This window comes from Flavobacterium sp. Sr18, assembly GCF_011064265.1.
Classification (GTDB): Bacteria; Bacteroidota; Bacteroidia; order Flavobacteriales; family Flavobacteriaceae; genus Flavobacterium; species Flavobacterium petrolei.
Genome location: NZ_CP049329.1, coordinates 3,071,556 through 3,093,173 on the forward strand (window position 1 = coordinate 3,071,556; position 21,618 = coordinate 3,093,173).

Sequence of the window (21,618 nt, forward strand, 5' to 3'; positions counted from 1 at the left end):
GGTATAAGTTTAAATTTTTATTGCAATCACAATTGATTTTTTACCATAGTCATTGTCTCTGTTATTGCAAATCATTGAGTAATTTTTCTTTCAAAAAAGCAACTCCTTTTGAAGCCACTTCTGGAATGACTTCCAAAGGATTTCTAAGATTTGGGATTTTTATCGGCTTTGGATCAATATAAAAAATAGGTGTTTCCCGGCTTGTAAAATCGATTAATCCTGCCGCAGGATAGACTTGCAAAGATGTACCAATCACCGCAAAATAATCCGCACTTTGCACAAGTGTTATTGCTTCATCAAGCGCAGGAACTTCCTCGCCAAACCAAACAATATGCGGGCGCAATTGGTTTTGATTGTCATCGAAATCACCAAAATTCAAATCGTCTTGCCAATCCAGAATGTAATTTGGATTTTTGGTACTTCTGACTTTCAATAATTCGCCATGCAAATGCAACACATTAGTGCTACCAGCGCGTTCGTGTAAGTCATCTACGTTTTGAGTAATGATATACACCTCAAATTCATTCTCTAATTCAGCCAGAATTTGATGACCTAAATTAGGTTGTACTTCTTTGAGTTGTTTTCGTCTCTGATTATAAAAATCAAGCACTAAAGCCGGGTTTTTATGCCAACCTTCCGGAGTGGCGACATCATTGACGTTATGACCTTCCCAAAGTCCGTCACTGTCGCGAAAAGTTTTGATGCCACTTTCGGCACTGATTCCTGCTCCAGTCAAGACGACAAGTTTCTTTTTCATTTAATGGATTTTTTTTAAGGGTTTAAGTTTCTTAGAACATAAAATTTATTTTAAAGCATTGTAAAAAAAATAAACATATAAGTCATATAAGTTCAAATAAGTAAATAAAATAGGTTTATATGAACTTAAGCAATGCGCTTGAAATAATGTCCTATAAGTTTTTAGAGCAACTTTAATCATTACTGAGGTTTTGATACTTTAGAATAAGGCAATACATTGATTCAATTACTTATATGACTTATATGTTTATTTTTATAGAATATGCTCTTAGCTTATAAAGCTAGTCTTTTTTACTATTTTTGCAAAAAAATAATCCCCAATGATTGATTTAGAGTATCTCGCCTTTCTTGAAAATATACTGACTGATAACCGAAAAGAAAAATTTCTGAAAGTATTGGAAAACAGAACCAAACATTTTACCATTGCTGTCGAAGATATTTTTCAAATGCACAATACGAGTGCAGTAATGCGCAGCTGCGAGATTTTTGGAATTCAGGAATTGAACGTAATCGAGCAACGCTACGGAAAAAGTATCGACAAGGAAATTGCGATGGGCGCCCAAAAATGGGTCGACATCAATACCTTTGACAGCATTACGAATTGTCTGGATACGTTAAAAAGTAAAGGCTACCAAATCATTGCTACCACACCGCATGAGAATGATTGTTTGATGGAAGATTTTGATATCTCAAAACCCAGTGCTTTGTTTTTTGGAACAGAAAGAGACGGATTATCCGAAGAAATTTTGAAACGCGCCGATGGCTTTCTTAAAATCCCGATGGTAGGTTTCACCGAAAGTTTAAATATCTCCGTTTCCGCGGCAATCATTATTCAAAACCTGACGAATCGCTTGCGGAATTCAAACATTGATTGGCAATTATCTGAAAATGAAATTTTAGAAAAACGTTTGGCTTGGGCCAAAAATTCCATAAAAGACATCAAGCGAATTGAAGAACGGTATTTTGCTGAAAACGTGAAATAGTTTTTTATAATGTTATAGTAATGTTATTTATTTTAGATAATAACATACCAGTAGGAATGTTTTAGTAAATTCGTAATATGAAACAAGAAATTAAATCGGAGTTGACCAGACAATTAATTATCGATAAAGCATTTGTATTGTTTTATAAAAATGGCTTTCACGCTATTAGTGTTGATAAGGTGATGAAGGAAACAAAACTTACGAAAGGCGCTTTTTACCATCATTTTAAAGATAAAAAAGAGTTAGGTCTTGCGGTTATCAGTGATAGGATTAAGAGTAGAGTTTATGACAATATGATTCTTCCTTTGCTAGAAGTAGGAGATCCATTTTCGATTTTGAAAACTGTTTTTTGCGAGCGAATTAAAAATTTTTCAATTGAAGAGAAACAATCTGGTTGTCCAATGAATAATCTCATCAATGAAATTTCGGATAGTGAAGTAGCGTATCAATTGGCATTAAAAAAAATTATTGAAGAATGGAAATTAGCACTAATTCAGCTATTAGAAAAAGCAAAGGCAAATAACTTGATTGCTAGTGAGGTAAATACTTCTTCTGTCGCAGTTTTTTTAATCAGTGCATTTGAAGGCGTTAGAGGCATTCGAAAATTGTACAATAATGATGTTGTTTTAGAGGATTATCTTTTAGCAGTAGAGCGCTATATAGATCTTTTAAGATAATTTTTTTAATCAAAAACATACTATCAGGTATGTTTTTAACATATAATTTAAATAAATAAGAATGAAAGAATTTAAAAAAAGCAGACGGAATTTTATTAATAAGGCGATAGCTGTGGGTGGAGTAGGAATTGTGGCTCCGAGTCTTATTTTTAGTGCAAAAGGGAATTCAATTGGGGTAACGGATGAGCAAAAATACCAGCGTCCGAAAGTATTATTCTTTGATGTTAATGAAACATTATTAGACCTGAATGCGATGAAAAAAAGTATAGGAAATGCTTTAGGAGGTAGACCTGATTTAGTATCGCTTTGGTTTACAACAATGTTGCAGTATTCATTAGTAACCACAGTAGGAAATCAATATCATGATTTTGGCAAAATAGGAGGTGCAGCGCTTAAGATGGTTGGTCTTAATAATGGTGTTGTCATAACCGATGAACAAGCTGGCGAAGCAATTAAACCAATCTTATCTTTACCAGCGCATCCTGAAGTAAAAGAAGCATTGATACTATTGAAAAAAGAGGAGTATACGTTAGTTTCGTTTACCAATTCATCCAACAAAGCAGTTGAATCCCAATTAAAAAATGCTGGAATATATGATTTGTTTGATGATCGATTAAGTATTGAAGACGTGGGTAAATTCAAACCACATTATGATGCTTATAATTGGGCTGCGAGAAAAATGGGATTTGAATCTAAGGACTGTATGCTTATCGCAGCTCATGGTTGGGATGTTGCTGGGGCTAATTGGGCTGGCTGGCAAACGGCATTTGTGAGTAGGCCTGGACAACAGTTATTTACTCTGGCAAATTCACCGGAAATAAATGAAAAGGATCTTTTGTTGATTGCAAAACAATTGGTAAAATTATAATAGACTTGAAAACTGAATTCTTATAAATTACTTAAAAGTGTTTTTATTTAGTACTTTTAATAAAGGAGGTGACGCTATTTGCTGTTCTACCTCCTTTGTTGTTTAAAGTAGTTTGCAGTATTTTGAACGTTTATGGAGATTATCTTGTCTTGTGAGGGGATTTAGTATTTTCTTTTCACTTGGTTCTTATTGCTATAATCTCCATTTATAAAAATTGCGCAAAGTCAGAGACATTTGCGCAGCATTTAGGAAAAAATTATATGTTCTCAAAAGTGTTTTGCGAAGCGGGGATTATTTTTCTCTGACTTTGATTAAATATCTTTTTCAAAATACAAATGAATATAAATGGCAGAACCGAAATTTGTTGATGTTGATGTAGTGAACTTATATCCTTTAGCGGCATATTCATCTAGTTTTTCCTGAATTTCTTTTTTTGAGTCATTAGCAATGTGCTTTGAATCTAAAGTCAATTTAGAGTAATAAATTAAACTTTCTACTTTGTATTCTTTCATAATGGTTTTTTTTGGTAATGTTAATAGTGGTCTAACTCTGCATGTAAATATAATAGATTTTGCTTACAAAAAAAAGTTGCTTTTTCTTATTTTTCATAAATAACTCAAACAAGATATAGGATCCATTTGTAATGAATGCCGGGGTTCTTTTTATTAAAAACACCTTGGAAAGTTAGCCACTTTATGACGTTTTTAATATGATTTCTATTTATAAAAATTGCGCAACGTCAGAGACATTTGCGCAGCATTCACGAAAAAACTGTTTGATTTCAGGTATACTTTGCGTAGCGGAGGCAGCATTTACGAAAAGTTCATGTATTTTCATGGATACTTTGCGGAGCTGGGGAAACGGCTGTTACCGGTTATTCTTGTCTTCTTCGTATTTCTTCAAGAATTCCGAAAGTTTATTTGCGCCACCTTTCTGAGTCAATTCTCCAATTCTATTTGCCCAAAGTAACATAAAATTCGCTTCTTCGACTTTATAAAAAGTTACTTTCCGTTTACCCGTCACTAATTTTTCGATTGTTTCAATAACAAAGTCTCCAAATACTGATGATGGTTTATTTAAAAATAAATCAGCTACTTTTTTATTTGCTTTTAAAAAGTTAAACCCCATATTTTTTATGTCAAGGTTACCAGTGTATTTTTGATGCAGTTTTAAAGCATTAACTTGAATTTCCTTTTTTACTGCTTTCAATTTGTTGGGTTCTTCATCTAGAAGCATTAACGAACTTTGATAATTGCGGTACAATGTAGATTCCACTATATCTTCAAATCTTCTTACATCTTTTTTGAGCATAGAATATTGTGGAGTTATAGTCGAAATATCATTAGTTTGTATGAGTGAGTTTAAGTTCTTAATTGCAACAAATAACTCCTTACTCATTCTTGATTCCAGAAAGTCAAAACTTTTAGAATCAGCAAAATCGGGATTTACGAATGGAATTCCAGTTTCAGTTGAATAAAATAAACTTGTGAAGTAATCTTGAAAATAAAATGCTTGCGGAGCTCTATAAGTTTCATCCAATTTAAAGTCAAAATTAGTTTTTAAAATCTCTGCGGATTTAACTAATGATGTTTTGAATGTACTTCTGTCAATATCTATAAATTTATTTTTCCAAAAAGGGTTGTTTAAAATTTCTGGTGGCAAAGCATTTAAATCTAATTGGAAGTAATTTGTTCCGCTTTGATATAATGTTGAGAATAAAATAAAATGAAAATCAACCGATTCTAATTCTTTTAAAAATACTTCTGAATTCCCTAACCTTGAAATTGAAGTCAAACCTCCAATTTCTTTTGAACTGATGTAGATTATTTTTTCCATAGTGTTATTTAATACGATAAGTTCTGAAGAATAACCGCTAACTAGTTTATAAATCTAATAAACATCAGACGTTATTGGTTTTAAAATATATAAATAAATCACTGAAAATACTTATAAAATGAAACAGTGCTTAATTTGTTTTCAAAGATATATTCTTGGCGCACAGGATTATTACGGGAAACCGTAAATGGAGTTATTTACCGCAAAATCCCTAGCCCCGACAGCAGCGAAAAGCCTATGCCGGTTGAAAATCACTTTTTTCTGTGGTGGCAGAGCGACTAAAAGAAGCTCCTGCCAGCGGCTAGAAAAAGGGTTTGAAAGCAAATAGCTTGCAGCGTAGGGAGGGAATAGCTTCTGAAATAAATTCAGAATAAATCCTGAAAATGATTGTATAAAATAAAAAGATCCTGAAAATGAGATCCTGAAATGAATTCAGGATAAAAATTCAGGATAAAAAAAATTCCCCAACTACTTTCGTAATTGGGGAATGTAATAATAAGGAATTGAAACGGTTATTAGTTCACGATAACCCATTGTCCTGAAGCGATTAAGCTTTCGGCTTTTTTGTATTTCATTTCTTGTGTTTGTCCGTTGGCCACGTTTTGAATCGTAACAGTATCGTTGCGATTAATTTTTGGCATATCTCTCACGATAGTTTCGGTAACTTGACGTTGTTGCGTTTCTCCAGCCTCACGGTTTGCAGCTTCGCTACTTACGATTTCATCTTTTGAAGTCGTATAATCTTCTACCGGAGCAACTTCTTTTGCTTCTTGAATTTGTTGGTTTTCCTGAGCCGGTAAATCCCCTTTGAACAAGAATGAAATCACTTCTTTATTTACATTGTCAATCATGGCTCTAAACAAGTTGAAGGCTTCCAGTTTGTAAATAAGTAATGGATCTTTTTGTTCGTGAACGGCAAGTTGAACGGATTGTTTCAATTCGTCCATTTTACGCAAGTGTTTTTTCCAAGCTTCATCTACAATTGCTAAAGTGATGTTTTTCTCGAAATCAGCCACTAATTGTGCACCTTGCGATTCGTAAGCAGTTTTCAAATCAGTAACCACATTCAACGATTTTATTCCATCTGTAAACGGAACAACGATGCGCTCAAATTGATTGTTTTTATCTTCGTAAACACTTTTTATGATTGGGAAAGCTTCTCTGGCGCTTCTTTCCGTTTTCTCTGTATAATAGTCTAAAGTTGCTTTGTACACTTTTCCTGTTAACTCCATTTCGCTCAACTTCATGAACTCACTTTCGGTAACCGGCGATGTGATAGAGAAATAACGAATTAATTCAAACTCAAAGTTTTTGAAATTGTTAGTCGCTTTGTTTTCTCCAATGATAAGTTCGCAGGTGTCATAAAGCATGTTGGCAATATCCAATTTCAATCGCTCTCCAAACAAAGCATGACGACGACGTTTGTACACTACTTCACGTTGCGCATTCATAACATCATCATATTCCAATAAACGCTTACGAACTCCAAAGTTGTTTTCTTCTACTTTTTTCTGAGCACGTTCGATAGATTTAGTCATCATAGAATGCTGAATCACTTCGCCTTCCTGCAATCCCATTCTGTCCATCACTTTTGCCACTCTTTCAGAACCAAACAAACGCATTAAATTGTCTTCAAGAGAAACATAAAACTGAGAACTTCCAGGATCACCTTGACGTCCTGCACGACCACGTAACTGACGGTCTACACGACGCGAATCATGACGTTCTGTACCTACAATTGCTAATCCACCAGCAGCTTTTACTTCGGCAGATAATTTAATATCGGTACCACGACCAGCCATGTTGGTTGCAATAGTTACTACTCCAGGTTTTCCTGCTTCTTCAACAATTTGTGCTTCTTGTTTGTGCATTTTTGCATTCAAGACATTGTGTGCAACACCGCGCATTTTTAACATTCGGCTTAATAATTCTGAAATCTCTACAGAAGTTGTACCAATAAGAACTGGTCTTCCTGCTTTAGATAACTCAGTTACGTCTTCGATAACAGCATTGAATTTTTCACGAGTCGTTTTATAAATAAAATCCTCTTTGTCTAATCTGGCCATTCCTCTGTTCGTAGGAATTTCTACAACGTCTAATTTATATATTTGCCATAACTCGCCTGCTTCTGTAGAGGCCGTTCCTGTCATTCCCCCCAGTTTGTTGTACATTCTGAAGTAATTCTGTAACGTAACGGTGGCAAAGGTTTGAGTTGCAGCTTCGATTTTTACATTTTCTTTGGCTTCAATCGCTTGGTGCAATCCGTCAGAATAACGACGACCGTCCATGATACGACCCGTTTGCTCATCAACAATCATGATTTTGTTGTCCATGATCACATATTCAACATCTTTTTCGAATAAAGCGTAAGCTTTCAAAAGTTGCGTCAAGGTGTGAATACGCTCGCTTTTTACACCGAAATCCTGAAATAATTTTTCTTTTTCTTCAGCTTCAGTGTCTTTATCTAATTTTTTCTTTTCGATAGCGGCGATTTCAGTTCCAATGTCTGGAAGTACAAAAAAGTCAGCATCAGTATCTCCGGAAAGATATTGAATTCCATTATCTGACAATTCAACTTGATTGTTTTTTTCTTCAATAACAAAATACAATGCCTCATCAATCTTGTGCATTTCTCTTTTGTTATCCTGCATGTATTGATTTTCGGTTTTCTGAAGCAATTGTTTGATTCCTTCTTCACTCAAAAATTTAATTAATGCTTTGTTTTTTGGTAACGCTCTGTAAGCTCTTAATAATTGGAAACCACCTTCTTTAGTTTTTCCTTCTTTAATTAACTTTTTAGCTTCAGATAAGAAACCGTTTGCCAATTGACGTTGTAAACTTACTAAGTTTTCAATTTTTGGTTTCATTTCCATGAATTCATGACGATCTCCTTGTGGAACCGGACCTGAAATAATCAATGGTGTTCTGGCGTCATCAATTAATACAGAATCGACCTCATCAACAATAGCATAATTGTGTTTCCTTTGTACTAAATCGGCAGGTGAATGCGCCATATTATCTCTTAAATAGTCAAAACCAAATTCATTATTGGTTCCGTAAGTGATATCGGCGTCGTATGCTTTTTTTCTTCCTTCTGAACTTGGTTGGTAATTGTCAATACATTCCACAGTCATCCCGTGAAATTCGAATAAAGGTGCTTTCCAGGTACTATCCCTTTTTGCCAAATAATCATTTACAGTTACCAAATGCACACCGTTTCCAGTCAATGCATTTAAGTAAAGCGGTAAAGTTGCCACTAAAGTTTTTCCTTCACCTGTTTGCATTTCAGCTACTTTTCCTTCATGCAAAACCATTCCGCCAATTAATTGTACGTCATAGTGAATCATGTCCCAAGTAATTTGTTTCCCTGCAGCACTCCATGAATTCGCCCAGATGGCAGTATCACCATCTAAAGTAATGTAGCTTTTTGTTGCGGATAATTCACGGTCTTTTGGAGTTGCCGTTACTACTATTTGCGTGTTGTCTTTGAAACGTCTTGCTGTTTCTTTTACCACTGCAAAAGCTTCCGGAAGAATTTCCATTAATGTTTTTTCGGAGATATCGTAGGCCTCTTTTTCAAGAGCGTCAATGGCTACGTAAATATCTTCTCTTTGGTCAATATCTACAATGCTTTCCACCTCTTGTTTCAGTGCTGCGATTTTAGCATCTTTTTCTGAACGAGCTTGTTTTATTGTGTCTTTAAAAAAGTTCGTTCTCCCTCTAAGTTCATCATGTGATAATGCCTTGAGTGGTTCCTCGAAAGTTTTTATTTTGTTGAGATAAGGTTGTAAAGCTTTGACATCTTTTTGTGACTTATCGCCAACAAAGACTTTAATAATACTGTTTATGAAACTCATGATATTTTTTTATTTCTAATTGTGTAATTCTGTAAATTTAAACCAAAAAAAAGCCTCTTTTGAGACTTTTTTATTGGTTTACCTTTTAATATTCATCCTCATTCCAAAGATAATCTTCGTCCGTAGGATAATCTGGCCATATTTCTTCCATTGATTCATATATCTCGCCTTCATCCTCTATAGATTGAAGGTTTTCTACTACTTCTAATGGAGCTCCTGCTCTAATAGCGTAGTCAATAAGTTCGTCTTTGTTAGCAGGCCACGGGGCATCACTTAAATAGGATGCTAATTCTAATGTCCAATACATCTGTTGTCGATTTAGTTTTGTGCAAAAATAAATTTTTTACTGAAAAATACAAGTAAAAAATGATTTATTTTTAATTAAAGTTAAGAACGTTTTTTTTAGTTTAAAGTTTCAGGTTTAAAGTTTAAAGTTTTCGTACTAAAAACCGCAGCTGAAAACTACCAACTATTTCCTTGGAATCCATTGAACTTCGGCAGCTTTCAAGTCATGAGACAACTTTCGTGCCAACACAAAAAGGTAGTCAGAAAGTCGGTTTAAGTACTTGATTGCGATTTCAGCAACGGGTTCATTATGGTTTAAATGTACTGCTAAGCGCTCTGCTCTGCGACAAACACAGCGTGCAATATGACAATATGACACGGTAGTATGTCCGCCCGGAAGTACAAAATGAGTCATTGGCGGTAATGCTTCTTCCATAGCATCAATTTCATTTTCCAATAATTCAATGTCTGATTCTATAATTCCTAGATTTTTTAAACGAAGTTCTCCGTTTTTCATCACTTCTTTTTCCGGCGGTGTTGCTAAAATAGCGCCAACAGTAAACAAACGATCCTGTATTTCGATAAGAATTTCTTTGTAATGTGCATTCATTTCCTGATCGCGAATCAAACCAATATGAGAATTTAATTCGTCGACGGTTCCGTAACTTTCTATGCGGGCATGGTCTTTTGGGACTCTGGTTCCGCCAAAAAGTGCCGTTGTTCCTTTGTCTCCAGTTTTTGTATATACTTTCATTTTGATTTTAGATTGTTGATTAACGATTTTAGATTGCAGATTTATTGTTGTGAATAAAATCATAAATCTAAAATATAATTATTGAATTCAAGCTGCAAATGTAACTAAGCAATAAGAATAAAACAATGTCGCATTTTTTTACCATATAAGTCATATAAGTTTAATTTTAGTTGAGCTTATGTAACTTAAATATTAATAAGGTCACTTAAGGTTTAATGCTTACACGACTTATATGTTTAATGGTAGTGCATACATTCAATAGTACGATATTAAACTCGTTTAACTGCTCATGAATTCAAACATAAAAGTTAATCAATGCTGTTTTAAGTATATAAAATTAAGCTATTAATTCCACTATTTCTGTAACAAACCGTTCCATTGCGTTTTCACTCAAATTGAAATATAGATCGGGTTCAATGCATTCAATTTCCATTAGATAAAGTTCGTTGTCAATCAGAATTCCATCTACACGGGCGTATAAAAGCTCTTCCTGAAAAGTATCGATTACTTTTTGGGCTTTATGAATCATTTCAGTGCTGGGATGAACCAAAGTATATTTCCCTCCAAAAAGTGATTGTACTCTGAAATCTCCGTCAACGGGTTTTTTATTGACCGCGTGCGAGAATTTTTTATTGAAAAAGATAAAAGAGGTTTCTCCCAATGTTTGAATTTCGGGCATGAATTCCTGTAAAAGCAACTCTTTCTCAGCCGCGATGTTTTTATATTTTTCGTTTATTGATGGGATTTCGGATTTTTCAAAAACTTCGGTAAGATAGGAACCTGCCGAAAATGCTGGTTTTATAACCGCTTTTTTCCAATGTGCGGGAATCAGTTCTGCCAGATTGAGAGTGTTTGTTTTGTCAATGAAAACGGTTGGCAAAATGGTGATTCCTTGCTGCTCCATGTCACGCAAGTAGAACTTATGGATGTTTTGCTTGATGATTTCAATAGGATTCAGCGTTTTAATTCCCAGTTTTTCTATTTGGTCGAGCCAAATTTTAAACTCGGTTTCTTTCTCGAAATAGTCCCAAGTATTGCGAAAGACTAAATAATCAAAATCAGTCCAATTGATGCTTTTGTCACTCCAGATAGCCGCGGTGGCTTCTATATTATGTTGGGCCAATGCCGGAATTATTTTTTGATCTTCGGGATTTAGGTCGGGAAGTTTTTCGCAGGTTAATATGGCGATTTTCATTTTTTGGAAAGGTGTTTTTTGGAATTATAAGCGCAATGGTAATTTGGATTTCCTAGCCCGGATAACAGTGGAAATCCTTTTTTTACAAGCTTTCAGCCTTTTGTAGGCGGGAAGCTTGTAAGAAAAGATTGTAACGGATAGCCGGAATAAGCTCCTGAAAAAAAAATTATTTTGTAGTGTCGCTTTCAATCAGTCCGTCACGCAGACGGATGACTCTGTGCGCGTATTCGGCAATTTCTTCCTCGTGCGTTACCAGAATCACAGTGTTTCCATTGGCGTGGATGTCTCCAAAAAGCTTCATGATTTCAAGCGAAGTTTTGCTATCCAAGTTTCCGGTTGGTTCATCGGCAAGGATGATCGACGGTTTGTTGACCAAAGCGCGGGCAATAGCCACACGCTGGCGTTGACCTCCTGAAAGTTGGTTAGGCTGGTGATCCATTCTATCGGCAAGATTTACTTGTTCCAGCACTTCGGTGGCGCGTTTGTTTCTTTCGGATTTTGAGAAACCGGCATAAATCATCGGTAAAGCCACGTTGTCTAGCGCAGTTGTTCGGGGTAAAAGGTTGAAAGTCTGGAAAACGAATCCGATCTCTTTGTTTCGAATTTCGGCTAATTCATCATCTTTCATCTGGCTGACGTCTTTTCCGTTCAGAATGTAACTTCCGGAAGTTGGTGTATCCAGGCAGCCTAATAAATTCATTAAAGTTGATTTTCCAGATCCTGAAGGTCCCATTAATGCTACATATTCGCCTTTATTTATTTCTAAATCAATGCCTTTAAGAACATAAACGATTTCATTTCCAAGTACAAAATCTCGTTTGATATTGGTTATTTTGATTAGCGGGTTTGCCATTAGAATATATGATTTTTGACCTTTGACTGTGCGCAGGCAGCTATTAAATTAGATTTTAAAAGTACAAAAACTTTTGAATTATTAATAAGTAGTCGTTTTTTAAATTTGTTACACTTTATCTACATTGAAATTTTGACGCTTTAAGAATGATCTTCTTGTAAGCGCGAAATTTGTATTTATTTATATATAAAAGACGCATTTGTTTTTTTACACAATTTTAATCTCAATTTGTATAATTCACACTTTTATATTTTTTATTTCACAATTATTTAAATAAGTTATATAATTATTGGTTAAATATTGATTATTGTGTAATGTTATTTACATTTGTTTAGTAATAATTAATCAAATCAAAATTATGAAAAATACAAAATTAGCATTAGGATTAGCGGTAATCGCTATTGGGTTTACATCTTGTAAAGATGAAAAAGCAGCACAAGCAGAGAAAAAAGTGGATACTTACGTAATGTACGTAGATTCATTAGGTAATGTAACAGCTGAAGACGCTAGAGAAAACTGGGAAGGAATAGAAGCATCTTACCAACTAAGAAGTGGTGAAGCTGAAGCAGCTATTGCGGACCTGAAAGACAATACAGAAGCACAAGCGCGTCTTGATGCAAGTAGAGCTAAATACGAAGCTTTGAAAGCCAAGATTGAAGCTGAAAATGCTGCTGCAGAAGTAGCTGCAACTGCACCAAACACAAAACAACAAATGAGAAATGCTTTATTTGGTGAAGGAAAAATGGGTGAGGATATGAACTTTAGTTGGGTAAATGCAGCTAATATTCATAATGTATACCAACAATTTGTTCATACCGTTGAAGATAACAAAGATAAATATTCTCGTGAAGACTGGGATGAAATCAAATTGATGTATGAAGCATTAGACAGTAGAAAAAATACTGTTGAAAAAGAAGGTTTATCATCTGAAGACAACAGAAAAATTGCTGGTTTAAAAACAAAATTCGCACCAATGTATACATTGAACAGAATGGGAGCTAAATCAGGAGAAATGAAAAGAGCTAAAGAATAAAGAATTGGTTATTCTATATTAAAAATGACAGTCAGGAATGGCTGTCATTTTTTTTGTGTTATATTCTAATTATAAAATGCTCTTTAGGTTGCTCTCTTCTGAAAAATACGAATCCCCATTGAAACGTATCAATAGTTACGGTCACTTTAGGATGTTTTTTTATTATATGCCATGCTTCTTCCATTTCTTGTGACCAATGAATATCATCAAATATCCAAACGGTTTCGTTCGTAATCGTAGGCAGTAATAATTCGAAATAGTCTAGCGTTGCTTTCTTGGAGTGATTGCCGTCAAAGTAAATAAGTTGGAAGTTTAAAGTTTGAAGTTGGGTGTCATCCAGAAAACTACTGAATTCGGTTACGATTGGATGTACATTATCAAAATGGAACAATTGTAGTTGACTTTTTGCTATTGCCATTGTGTTGGGACAACCCTCCAGCGTTGTGATTTTAGCTTTACTCCCGATGCTTTTGGACCCTAAAGAAAGTGCTGAAGTTGCTAATCCTAACGAAGTTCCAATTTCTAAAATACTGTCTGGATGAAAATAATGAGTGATTCTGAATAATAATTCGGCACGTTTTGGGGAAATTCCTGCCATTTTTGCAATCTTAGTGATACTTCTGGTATTCGATTTAAACACTTTAGAACCCGCACCAAAATCAGTGACTTCAATTGTATTATTGTTTGCTAAAAGCGAGTTTCGGTACTTTCTTAAAACAGCATATTCCGGTTTTGATTTTTTGTCGTATAAACATTTCGTCAGTAAACTAAACACAAACGGGGAATGGACTGCGTGCTCGTTTTTGGAGTGCCAAAGGAATTGTAAGTATGATTTTATTTGGAATAACATAAAGATAGGTGCAAAGTGGATGCGAAGATAGTAAGATAATAGCCGAAAGTCAAAATGCAATAGGATCATCTTCACGCTTGGATTTTCGGCTGTATTACCTTGAAACTTTCCGACTTTAAAAAAGCTATATTTGCGCTCTTGGAATTTGCACAAGAATAATATCTCTTTTTTACGATGATGATTGAACAAATAGAACATAAAACTGCGATAAGCTCGGAAGAAATTGACCGATGCATCGCTATTTTGGCACAATTGAATACCGATACCGACCAAATATTTGATATCCCAAAAGAACAACGAACGGCTTTAATCAAAGCAGCAGGAATGTTTTCCAGACCCGACCGTGACGAACTTTCCCGAAGAAAAAAAGACGGAAAAGAGGCTGCTAAACGCAAAATGGAAAAACGCGACCGAACTGCCCGAAAGGAAACAGGAATTCGTTATGCGCGTGAGGCGAGTATTTTTATGGCGCCAAAATTATTGGCGTACAATGATCTTGTGAACAAAGAACAATTGGAACTGGAAACTCCTAGAAATTGTTACGTGTGTAAAACGGAGTTTACTAAAATGCACCACTTTTACGATACGATGTGTACGGATTGTGGAGATTTTAATTATGCCAAACGTTTTCAAACCGCAGATGTAAAGGGACAAGTTGCTGTTATTACAGGTTCTCGCTTAAAAATTGGCTATCACATTACATTGATGCTATTGCGTGGTGGAGCAACCGTTATTGCTACGACTCGTTTTCCGGTGGATTCCGCTTTGCGTTTTTCTAAAGAAGATGATTTTATGGATTGGGGACATCGTTTGAAAATTCACGGATTGGATTTACGACATATTCCAAGTGTAGAGATTTTTTGCAATTTCATAGAGCAAAAGTACGAGCGTTTGGATATTTTAATTAATAATGCGGCGCAAACCGTGAGACGTCCTGCGGGGTTTTACACGCATTTGATGGAAAATGAAGAGCGTTCCATCGCTTCTTTGCCAAAACAAGCGCAAGAATTATTGCTGGATCATACCAATTGTTTGGATGAATTAAAAGTATTGACAGCGGGCGCTTCCTCGAATCAAAATATGCCGGTGACTTGGCACGGACCAGAACCTGGAATTGGGTTGAGGGCTTCCGCCAAATTATCGCAGATTCCGTATTCGTTTGATAATGCTTTGGTGGCGAATGAAGTTTTCCCGGAAGGGGAACTTGATGCCGATTTGCAACAAGTGGATTTACGAAAAACTAACAGCTGGCGCTTGCGATTGGGACAAATTGAAACCACGGAGATGATTGAAGTACAGTTGGTGAATTCCGTAGCACCTTTTGTATTGTGTAACCGCCTTTCGGAAGTGATGAAGAAAGACAACACCGGAAAAAAACACATAATCAATGTTTCAGCAATGGAAGGGAAGTTTCACCGCTTTTTCAAGGAAGACCGCCATCCGCACACCAATATGGCCAAAGCTGCCTTGAATATGCTGACGCATACTTCCTCTGGAACGTTGGCAAAAGATGGGATTTTTATGAATGCGGTCGATACCGGTTGGGTAACCGACGAAGATCCCGCAGAATTAGCAAAAAGAAAACAGGAGGAAGAAGATTTTCAACCGCCATTAGACATTGTAGATGGTGCGGCACGAGTGATGGATCCGTTGTTTGACGGAATCAATACAGGAAAACATTGGTGTGGAAAGTTTTTAAAAGATTACAATCCGATTCCTTGGTAGAGGTAAAAAGTTTATAAAAACAAACCCACAACAAAATAAAAATTTTGTTGTGGGTTTAATCCTAAAGAGTATTGATGTTCAATACTGCAAACTGCGACTGAACACTGAATACTAATTTTATCCTTCTATCTTCGCAGAAAGCTCAAACCAGCGTTCCTCTTTCTCTTCAATTTTATTGATGATGTTTCGCAATTCGTTCGCTTTCTTTTCAATGTCAGCTTCCCCAATTTTTCCATCTGAGAATAATTGTTCTATAGCTACTTTCTGAATCTCTAAATCCTTGATTTCTTTCTCTGTTTTCTGGAATTCTTTTTGTTCGTTGAACGTCAGGTTTCCAGTTGGATTGTTTTGTTTCCAGTCTTTCTTTTCGGCTTTGTTTTCCTCTTTTTGAGCCACATCAGTACTGTCTTCGTAAGCTCTAAAATCAGAATAGTTTCCAGGGAAATCTTCGACCACACCATCACCTCTAAAAATGAATAAGTGATCCACAATTTTATCCATGAAATACCTATCGTGCGAAACTACTACTAAACAACCAGGATAATCCAAAAGAAAGCTTTCTAGGACATTCAGTGTTACAATATCCAAATCATTCGTCGGCTCATCCAGAATCAGGAAGTTCGGATTCTGAATTAAAACTGTACACAAGTACAAACGTTTCAATTCTCCACCACTCAATCGGTCCACAAAATCATATTGTTTTTTAGCATCAAACAAGAAACGCTCTAACAATTGCGAAGCCGAAATCAATTTTCCTTTCATCAACGGAATAAATTCTCCGTATTCCTTAATTACATCAATTACGCGCTGACCAGGTTTTGGGTTGATTCCGCTTTGGGTGTAATAACCCACTTTTATTGTTTCACCAATCACTACTTTTCCACCATCAAGTGGCAAAGTTCCGGTCAATAGATTCAGGAAAGTCGATTTTCCTGTTCCATTTTTTCCAATTATTCCAATGCGTTCACCACGTTGAAAATCAAAACTGAAATTATCCATGATCACATGATCCTTGAATTTCTTGGAGATTTTGTGAAGCTCGATAATTTTGCTTCCCATGCGTTCCATATTAATTTCAAGCTCTACTTTATTTTCGCGACGGCGACTTTGTGCTTTTTCCTTGATGTCATAAAAATCATCTTGACGCGATTTCGATTTGGTCGTTCTCGCTTTTGGCTGACGACGCATCCATTCCAATTCTTTTACAAAGAGATTCTGCGCTTTATCCACACTGGAATTTTCAGATGCGATGCGTTCTTCTTTTTTCTCTAAATAATACGAGTAATTTCCTTTGTATTGGTATAATTTTCCATTGTCTAATTCGATGATTTCATTACAAACACGCTCTAGAAAGAAACGGTCGTGCGTCACCATAAACAACGTAATATTTTCTTTGGTAAAATAGCTTTCCAGCCATTCGATCATCTCTAAATCCAAGTGATTCGTAGGTTCATCTAAAATCAATAAATCAGGACGATTGATCAAAATGATAGCAAGTGACAATCTTTTTTTCTGTCCACCGGAAAGATTTTTTACTTTCAGTTTGAAATCTTCCAACTTCAGTTTGAACAAAATTTGCTTGTACTGCGTTTCAAAATCCCAAGCATTGTGCTGATCCATTCCGTCAAAAGCTTTTTGGTAGGCTTCTTCATCTTCCGGATTTTCTAATGCTTTTTCGTAGGCTTCAATCACTTTCAAAGTCTCATTATCCGAGGCGAAAATACTTTCCTCAATCGTTAATTCCTCCTGCAAATTATTGTTTTGCGAAAGAAACGCCATTTTTATGCCTTTTCTTAAGACTACTTGACCAGTATCTGATTCTTCCAAACCATTGATGATACTCATAATAGTCGTTTTTCCAGAACCGTTTTTGGCAATGAAGGCAATTTTTTGATCTTTATTAATTCCGAACGAAATGTCTTTAAACAACGTACGTTCACCAAAAGATTTCGAGATATTTTCTACAGAAAGGTAATTCACAAGGCTAAATTTTTTGCAAAAGTAAGCTATTAAATACCGATTTGCCAATAGTTTAGTTGAATCTAAGGTTTCATTAACAATTATTGTTTCAGATAATTGCCCAGAAAAGCACTTAAATCAAAGTGATGCAACTGTTGCGGGATATTAATAAGTGGTCTTCTGGAGAAATTTTCATTGGTTAAATAATAGTGAAGTCCATCCTGGGTAGTGATGCCTTCTACCTGATGTAAAGGCAAGGAAATGTTGATTTTTCTCTTATTCCCAGAAAAGAAATCCGAACCATTGTAATCGTAAAACAGATACACAAAAGGGGATAAAAATCTGCTGTAGCCAGCCAAAACGAGTAGCTTTTTTTCGGGTAGAAACGTTGCTGAGATTACTAATCCATCCACATCATAGGATTCTTTGAGTTGAGCAATATGTTTGCCGGGAAGCTTCGGAATCTGGTATATACTGGTTTTTCTCTCTTTCCATTGTTTGGTAAACAAGTAAATATTTTCTCCCGAAACAATAAATGCCTCACAATCAAAATTAGTAGCATTCGCTTTGTTGGTCTTGAAATCCTTTTGATTGGAATAGGAAAACGAAAGGGTATCAATTTTTTGTTTCTCTGTGTTAAGCGATTTTTTTTCAATTCTTAAAATCTGCAAATCTTTCCGGTTTCCGGTGAGATTGTTTCCAAAATCGCCAATATAAAAATAGTCGCTGTCTTGCGAAATTTCCTCCCAGTCGGTATTGGTGACATTTTTTAGCTGTATTTTATTTTGAATGACACCTTTTGCATTCATGCCATAAAGAACCGTTTCCGTGTTATCATTACTCGTCCATAACAGCGAATCGCTTTGTAGTAAGCTGGACGTTTCTTTCAAAAGTGCATTCAGCTTAACGGAATATTTTGGTTTTATTTTTACCGAAACATAGGCGCAGCTTCCGTCATTAATAGCTGCAAGAGAATTGTAGTTTTTAGAAAGCGGATCCGTGCAACCCGAAATTTGAGCATGCGAAGTACAAATGGTAAACAAGAGAACTAATAAGAGTATCTTTTTCAATGCAATAAATATATATAAGCGTTAATGTTTTTCAAAAGTAATGGATTCTATCGATTAAAATCTGAATCTGGAGCGTCTGGAAGTGTCGGGATTGTGATTATTTACAGGTATCGTTCCCGCTTACGCCTTTATCTTTGTTCGTTCCTCTCAAAGGATATAGGCTTTATCGGCGCTAAAAGGAAATATGTTTTTGTGTCTTCACATCTTAAAATATATCTTTGAAGAATGCAACTATCCGTCATCATTCTCAATTATAATGTCCGTTTCTTTCTGGAGCAATGTGTTTTAAGTGTTCAAAATGCTTTAGAAACCATTGACGGAGAAATTATTGTAATTGATAATAATTCGCAAGACGACAGTTGTGAAATGATGAAACAACGTTTTCCAAACGTAAAACTCATTCAAAACAATGAAAATCTTGGTTTTCCAAAAGGTAATAATATAGGCGTTGCTCAAGCTCAAGGCGAATACATTTGTATTCTGAATCCCGATACTGTTGTCGCTGAAGATACTTTTACGGAAGTATTGGATTTTGCCCAACAACAATTGGATTTAGGGATCTTGGGTTGTAGACTCATTGATGGAGCCGGGAATTTTCTACCAGAAAGCAAACGTGGTATTCCAACGCCTTGGGTCGCATTTACAAAGGTTACGGGTTTGTATAATTTAGTCCCTAAATTTAGAATATTCGGGAAATATTATGCGCAGCATTTAAGTGAAAATGAAACTGGAAAAGTAGACATTCTCGTGGGCGCTTTTATGTTCATGAGAAGAGATTTATACCTTGGAGTTGGCGGATTTGACGAAGATTGTTTCATGTATTCCGATGATGTCGATTTGTCGTATCGAGTTTTGAAAGAAGGGAAATCCAATTATTATTTTCATGAAACGACTGTAATACATTATAAAGGGGAAAGTACCATTAAGGATGAAATGTATATGAAACGTTTTCAGGAAGCGATGAATTTCTTTTACAAAAAGCATTTTAGTCCCGATGGTTCGGGATCCGTTTTATTCTCGATTTTTATGAAAGCAGGAATTGTATTTTTTTCTTTGGTAAAAATGTTTCAAGGAAAATCTATCATAAAAACAGTTCCAAAAGCATATCTGCTGTATTCGGCTAACGAAAAATTAGTAGAAAAACTGCATCTGGTTTTGCAAAATAAAGTCCAGTTTCACGATTTAAAAACAGAAAAAATGGTAATTTCGTCTTCTGTTAAAAACAAAAAAGCAGTGGAAATTATTTTAGATAACGAATTCATTTCTTTTAAAGAATGTATCGCAATTCTCGAATCGTCAAGGAATAAAGGGATTACCTTTAAAATTCTACCTAAAACCGCTAATTTTTTAATAGGAAGTAACAATAGTAACGAGAGAGGTGAGATTATAGAAATAGAGTAAAAAATTACATTTAATGTAATTTATATTTGAAATATTTAGTAATTTCGCAAACTGAAAATCAATATCACCTTTTAGGTTAACAATATGGCAAGATTTGAATTAAAACTTCCAAAAATGGGAGAAAGCGTTGCTGAAGCAACCATTACAAACTGGTTAAAAGAAGTTGGAGACAAAATTGAAGCGGACGAAGCTGTACTTGAAATTGCTACTGATAAAGTAGACAGTGAAGTGCCAAGTGAAGTTTCGGGGATTTTAGTGGAACAATTGTTCGGTAAAGACGATTTGGTTCAGGTTGGTCAAACGATTGCAATTATTGAAACCGAAGGTGGAGAACTGGTGTCAATTGTGAAAGAAGCAGTTGTTCCTGAGGTAGTTGCTGAAGTGACAAAAACAGTGGATGCCGCCAAAGAAAGTGTTGCAGCTCCGGTAGATTTCTCTGATTCTGAAAAATTCTTATCACCATTGGTTAAAAATATTGCCAAAGAAGAAGGGGTTTCTGTTGCTGAATTAGCATCAATTTCAGGAACAGGAAAAGAAGGAAGAGTAACTAAAAATGATATTTTAGACTACGTAAAAAATAGAGCAAGCCAACCTGTAGTTGCGGCTCCGGTGGCAGCAGTTCAAAAACCAGTAGCAGTTCCAGTAGCACAAAAAGCAGCTCCAGTGTCTGTAAGTGGAGGTGATGAAATTATTGAAATGGACAGAATGCGCAAGCTAATTGCGGGTTACATGGTTGCTTCGGTACAAACTTCGGCACACGTACAATCATTTATTGAAGTCGATGTGACAAATATTGTGAAATGGAGAGAGAAAAATAAAAATACTTTCGAAAAAAGAGAAGGTGAGAAATTGACGTACACGCCAATTTTCATGGAAGCAGTTGCGAAAGCACTGAAAGATTATCCTGGAATGAATATTTCTGTTGATGGTGATTATATCATCAAAAAGAAAAATATCAACCTTGGAATGGCGGCTTCGTTACCAAACGGAAATTTGATTGTTCCCGTTATTAAAAACGCGGATCAATTGAATTTAGTAGGAATGGCCAAAGCGGTAAACGATTTAGGTGGTCGCGCGAAAGCGGGGAAACTAAAACCGGACGACACACAAGGTGGAACCTATACAGTTACAAATGTTGGGACCTTTGGAAGTGTTTTTGGAACGCCGATTTTGAATCAGCCGCAAGTGGGGATTCTTGCTCTTGGAGCAATCCGTAAAATGCCGGCCGTAATTGAAACTCCGGAAGGAGATTTTATCGGGATTCGTCAGAAAATGTTCTTGTCGCACAGTTATGACCATAGAGTGGTAGATGGAGCTTTAGGAGGTAGTTTTGTGAAAAGAGTTGCTGAATATTTAGAAGCTTTTGATGTAAACAGAGATGTTTAAAAGTTCATAATTACAATATAAACCCGATTGATTTTTAAAAATCAATCGGGTTTTCTTTTTTTGAGGTTTTATGGAACTTTAAACGTTGAACTTTAAACGAAATTAAACCCAAATTTCTATATTTGTATCC

At 35.6% G+C, this 21,618-nt stretch carries 18 protein-coding genes; 7 read left to right on the top strand and 11 right to left on the bottom strand.

Annotated features, from left to right (window positions below; all coding sequences use genetic code 11):
- Positions 1–61 precede the first annotated feature (61 nt).
- On the bottom strand, positions 62–757 hold the full coding sequence (locus tag G7A72_RS13715) for an NAD-dependent deacylase (RefSeq protein WP_165152859.1): 696 nt from the start codon (positions 755–757) through the stop codon (positions 62–64).
- Between the two features lie 319 nt (positions 758–1,076).
- Between G7A72_RS13715 and G7A72_RS13720 the strand changes: the two genes are divergently transcribed.
- The 3 genes from G7A72_RS13720 (at position 1,077) to G7A72_RS13730 (ending at position 3,284) form a co-directional block, all read left to right on the top strand.
- Complete coding sequence (locus G7A72_RS13720) at positions 1,077–1,739, top strand: RNA methyltransferase (RefSeq protein WP_165152860.1); 663 nt, start codon at positions 1,077–1,079, stop codon at positions 1,737–1,739.
- Positions 1,740–1,816: 77 nt separating this feature from the next.
- Positions 1,817–2,416 (top strand): TetR/AcrR family transcriptional regulator, encoded by a 600-nt coding sequence (locus G7A72_RS13725; protein WP_165152861.1) that lies wholly within the window; start codon positions 1,817–1,819, stop codon positions 2,414–2,416.
- 61 nt (positions 2,417–2,477) lie between these two features.
- On the top strand, positions 2,478–3,284 hold the full coding sequence (locus tag G7A72_RS13730) for a haloacid dehalogenase type II (RefSeq protein WP_165152862.1): 807 nt from the start codon (positions 2,478–2,480) through the stop codon (positions 3,282–3,284).
- Positions 3,285–3,595: 311 nt separating this feature from the next.
- On the opposite strand, the gene G7A72_RS13735 is transcribed toward G7A72_RS13730, so the two are convergent.
- From G7A72_RS13735 to G7A72_RS13765, 7 genes are all read right to left on the bottom strand, one after another.
- The gene (locus G7A72_RS13735; RefSeq protein ID WP_165152863.1) at positions 3,596–3,796 is read right to left on the bottom strand and encodes a DUF4177 domain-containing protein; all 201 of its coding nucleotides are present in this window, start codon (positions 3,794–3,796) and stop codon (positions 3,596–3,598) included.
- 355 nt (positions 3,797–4,151) lie between these two features.
- Positions 4,152–5,120, bottom strand: a complete 969-nt coding sequence (locus G7A72_RS13740; protein ID WP_165152864.1) for a hypothetical protein — start codon at positions 5,118–5,120, stop codon at positions 4,152–4,154.
- Positions 5,121–5,635: 515 nt separating this feature from the next.
- Positions 5,636–8,977, bottom strand: a complete 3,342-nt coding sequence (secA, locus tag G7A72_RS13745; protein ID WP_165152865.1) for a preprotein translocase subunit SecA — start codon at positions 8,975–8,977, stop codon at positions 5,636–5,638.
- A gap of 85 nt (positions 8,978–9,062) precedes the next feature.
- Complete coding sequence (locus G7A72_RS13750) at positions 9,063–9,284, bottom strand: DUF2795 domain-containing protein (protein ID WP_007138072.1); 222 nt, start codon at positions 9,282–9,284, stop codon at positions 9,063–9,065.
- A gap of 162 nt (positions 9,285–9,446) precedes the next feature.
- Positions 9,447–10,016 (bottom strand): cob(I)yrinic acid a,c-diamide adenosyltransferase, encoded by a 570-nt coding sequence (locus G7A72_RS13755; protein WP_113666490.1) that lies wholly within the window; start codon positions 10,014–10,016, stop codon positions 9,447–9,449.
- A 337-nt stretch (positions 10,017–10,353) separates the two neighbouring features.
- On the bottom strand, positions 10,354–11,211 hold the full coding sequence (locus G7A72_RS13760) for a RimK family alpha-L-glutamate ligase (protein WP_165152866.1): 858 nt from the start codon (positions 11,209–11,211) through the stop codon (positions 10,354–10,356).
- Between the two features lie 166 nt (positions 11,212–11,377).
- Positions 11,378–12,064 (bottom strand): ABC transporter ATP-binding protein, encoded by a 687-nt coding sequence (locus G7A72_RS13765; RefSeq protein WP_113666237.1) that lies wholly within the window; start codon positions 12,062–12,064, stop codon positions 11,378–11,380.
- 358 nt (positions 12,065–12,422) lie between these two features.
- Here G7A72_RS13765 and G7A72_RS13770 point away from each other — a divergent pair, with 358 nt between their 5' ends.
- The gene (locus G7A72_RS13770) at positions 12,423–13,097 is read left to right on the top strand and encodes a DUF6565 domain-containing protein (RefSeq protein WP_113666236.1); all 675 of its coding nucleotides are present in this window, start codon (positions 12,423–12,425) and stop codon (positions 13,095–13,097) included.
- A gap of 58 nt (positions 13,098–13,155) precedes the next feature.
- On the opposite strand, the gene G7A72_RS13775 is transcribed toward G7A72_RS13770, so the two are convergent.
- Complete coding sequence (locus G7A72_RS13775) at positions 13,156–13,947, bottom strand: O-methyltransferase (RefSeq protein ID WP_165152867.1); 792 nt, start codon at positions 13,945–13,947, stop codon at positions 13,156–13,158.
- A 174-nt stretch (positions 13,948–14,121) separates the two neighbouring features.
- On the opposite strand from G7A72_RS13775, the gene G7A72_RS13780 reads away from it, so the two are divergent.
- Positions 14,122–15,672, top strand: a complete 1,551-nt coding sequence (locus tag G7A72_RS13780; protein WP_165152868.1) for an SDR family NAD(P)-dependent oxidoreductase — start codon at positions 14,122–14,124, stop codon at positions 15,670–15,672.
- A 117-nt stretch (positions 15,673–15,789) separates the two neighbouring features.
- On the opposite strand, the gene G7A72_RS13785 is transcribed toward G7A72_RS13780, so the two are convergent.
- Complete coding sequence (locus tag G7A72_RS13785) at positions 15,790–17,652, bottom strand: ABC-F family ATP-binding cassette domain-containing protein (RefSeq protein WP_113666233.1); 1,863 nt, start codon at positions 17,650–17,652, stop codon at positions 15,790–15,792.
- Positions 17,653–17,732: 80 nt separating this feature from the next.
- Positions 17,733–18,701, bottom strand: a complete 969-nt coding sequence (locus G7A72_RS13790; protein ID WP_165152869.1) for a T9SS C-terminal target domain-containing protein — start codon at positions 18,699–18,701, stop codon at positions 17,733–17,735.
- Positions 18,702–18,926: 225 nt separating this feature from the next.
- On the opposite strand from G7A72_RS13790, the gene G7A72_RS13795 reads away from it, so the two are divergent.
- Positions 18,927–20,102 carry a glycosyltransferase family 2 protein gene (locus G7A72_RS13795; protein WP_165152870.1) on the top strand — a complete coding sequence of 392 codons (1,176 nt, stop codon included), beginning with the start codon at positions 18,927–18,929 and terminating at the stop codon, positions 20,100–20,102.
- Positions 20,103–20,186: 84 nt separating this feature from the next.
- On the top strand, positions 20,187–21,488 hold the full coding sequence (locus tag G7A72_RS13800) for a dihydrolipoamide acetyltransferase family protein (RefSeq protein WP_165152871.1): 1,302 nt from the start codon (positions 20,187–20,189) through the stop codon (positions 21,486–21,488).
- The last annotated feature ends 130 nt before the right edge of the window (positions 21,489–21,618 follow it).

Coding starts and splice junctions, on each gene's coding strand:
- G7A72_RS13715 (WP_165152859.1), bottom strand. CDS start 757: ATGAAAAAGAAACTTGTCGTCTTGACTGGAGCAGGAATCAGTGCCGAA.
- G7A72_RS13720 (WP_165152860.1), top strand. CDS start 1,077: ATGATTGATTTAGAGTATCTCGCCTTTCTTGAAAATATACTGACTGAT.
- G7A72_RS13725 (WP_165152861.1), top strand. CDS start 1,817: ATGAAACAAGAAATTAAATCGGAGTTGACCAGACAATTAATTATCGAT.
- G7A72_RS13730 (WP_165152862.1), top strand. CDS start 2,478: ATGAAAGAATTTAAAAAAAGCAGACGGAATTTTATTAATAAGGCGATA.
- G7A72_RS13735 (WP_165152863.1), bottom strand. CDS start 3,796: ATGAAAGAATACAAAGTAGAAAGTTTAATTTATTACTCTAAATTGACT.
- G7A72_RS13740 (WP_165152864.1), bottom strand. CDS start 5,120: ATGGAAAAAATAATCTACATCAGTTCAAAAGAAATTGGAGGTTTGACT.
- secA (WP_165152865.1), bottom strand. CDS start 8,977: ATGAGTTTCATAAACAGTATTATTAAAGTCTTTGTTGGCGATAAGTCA.
- G7A72_RS13750 (WP_007138072.1), bottom strand. CDS start 9,284: ATGTATTGGACATTAGAATTAGCATCCTATTTAAGTGATGCCCCGTGG.
- G7A72_RS13755 (WP_113666490.1), bottom strand. CDS start 10,016: ATGAAAGTATATACAAAAACTGGAGACAAAGGAACAACGGCACTTTTT.
- G7A72_RS13760 (WP_165152866.1), bottom strand. CDS start 11,211: ATGAAAATCGCCATATTAACCTGCGAAAAACTTCCCGACCTAAATCCC.
- G7A72_RS13765 (WP_113666237.1), bottom strand. CDS start 12,064: ATGGCAAACCCGCTAATCAAAATAACCAATATCAAACGAGATTTTGTA.
- G7A72_RS13770 (WP_113666236.1), top strand. CDS start 12,423: ATGAAAAATACAAAATTAGCATTAGGATTAGCGGTAATCGCTATTGGG.
- G7A72_RS13775 (WP_165152867.1), bottom strand. CDS start 13,947: ATGTTATTCCAAATAAAATCATACTTACAATTCCTTTGGCACTCCAAA.
- G7A72_RS13780 (WP_165152868.1), top strand. CDS start 14,122: ATGATGATTGAACAAATAGAACATAAAACTGCGATAAGCTCGGAAGAA.
- G7A72_RS13795 (WP_165152870.1), top strand. CDS start 18,927: ATGCAACTATCCGTCATCATTCTCAATTATAATGTCCGTTTCTTTCTG.
- G7A72_RS13800 (WP_165152871.1), top strand. CDS start 20,187: ATGGCAAGATTTGAATTAAAACTTCCAAAAATGGGAGAAAGCGTTGCT.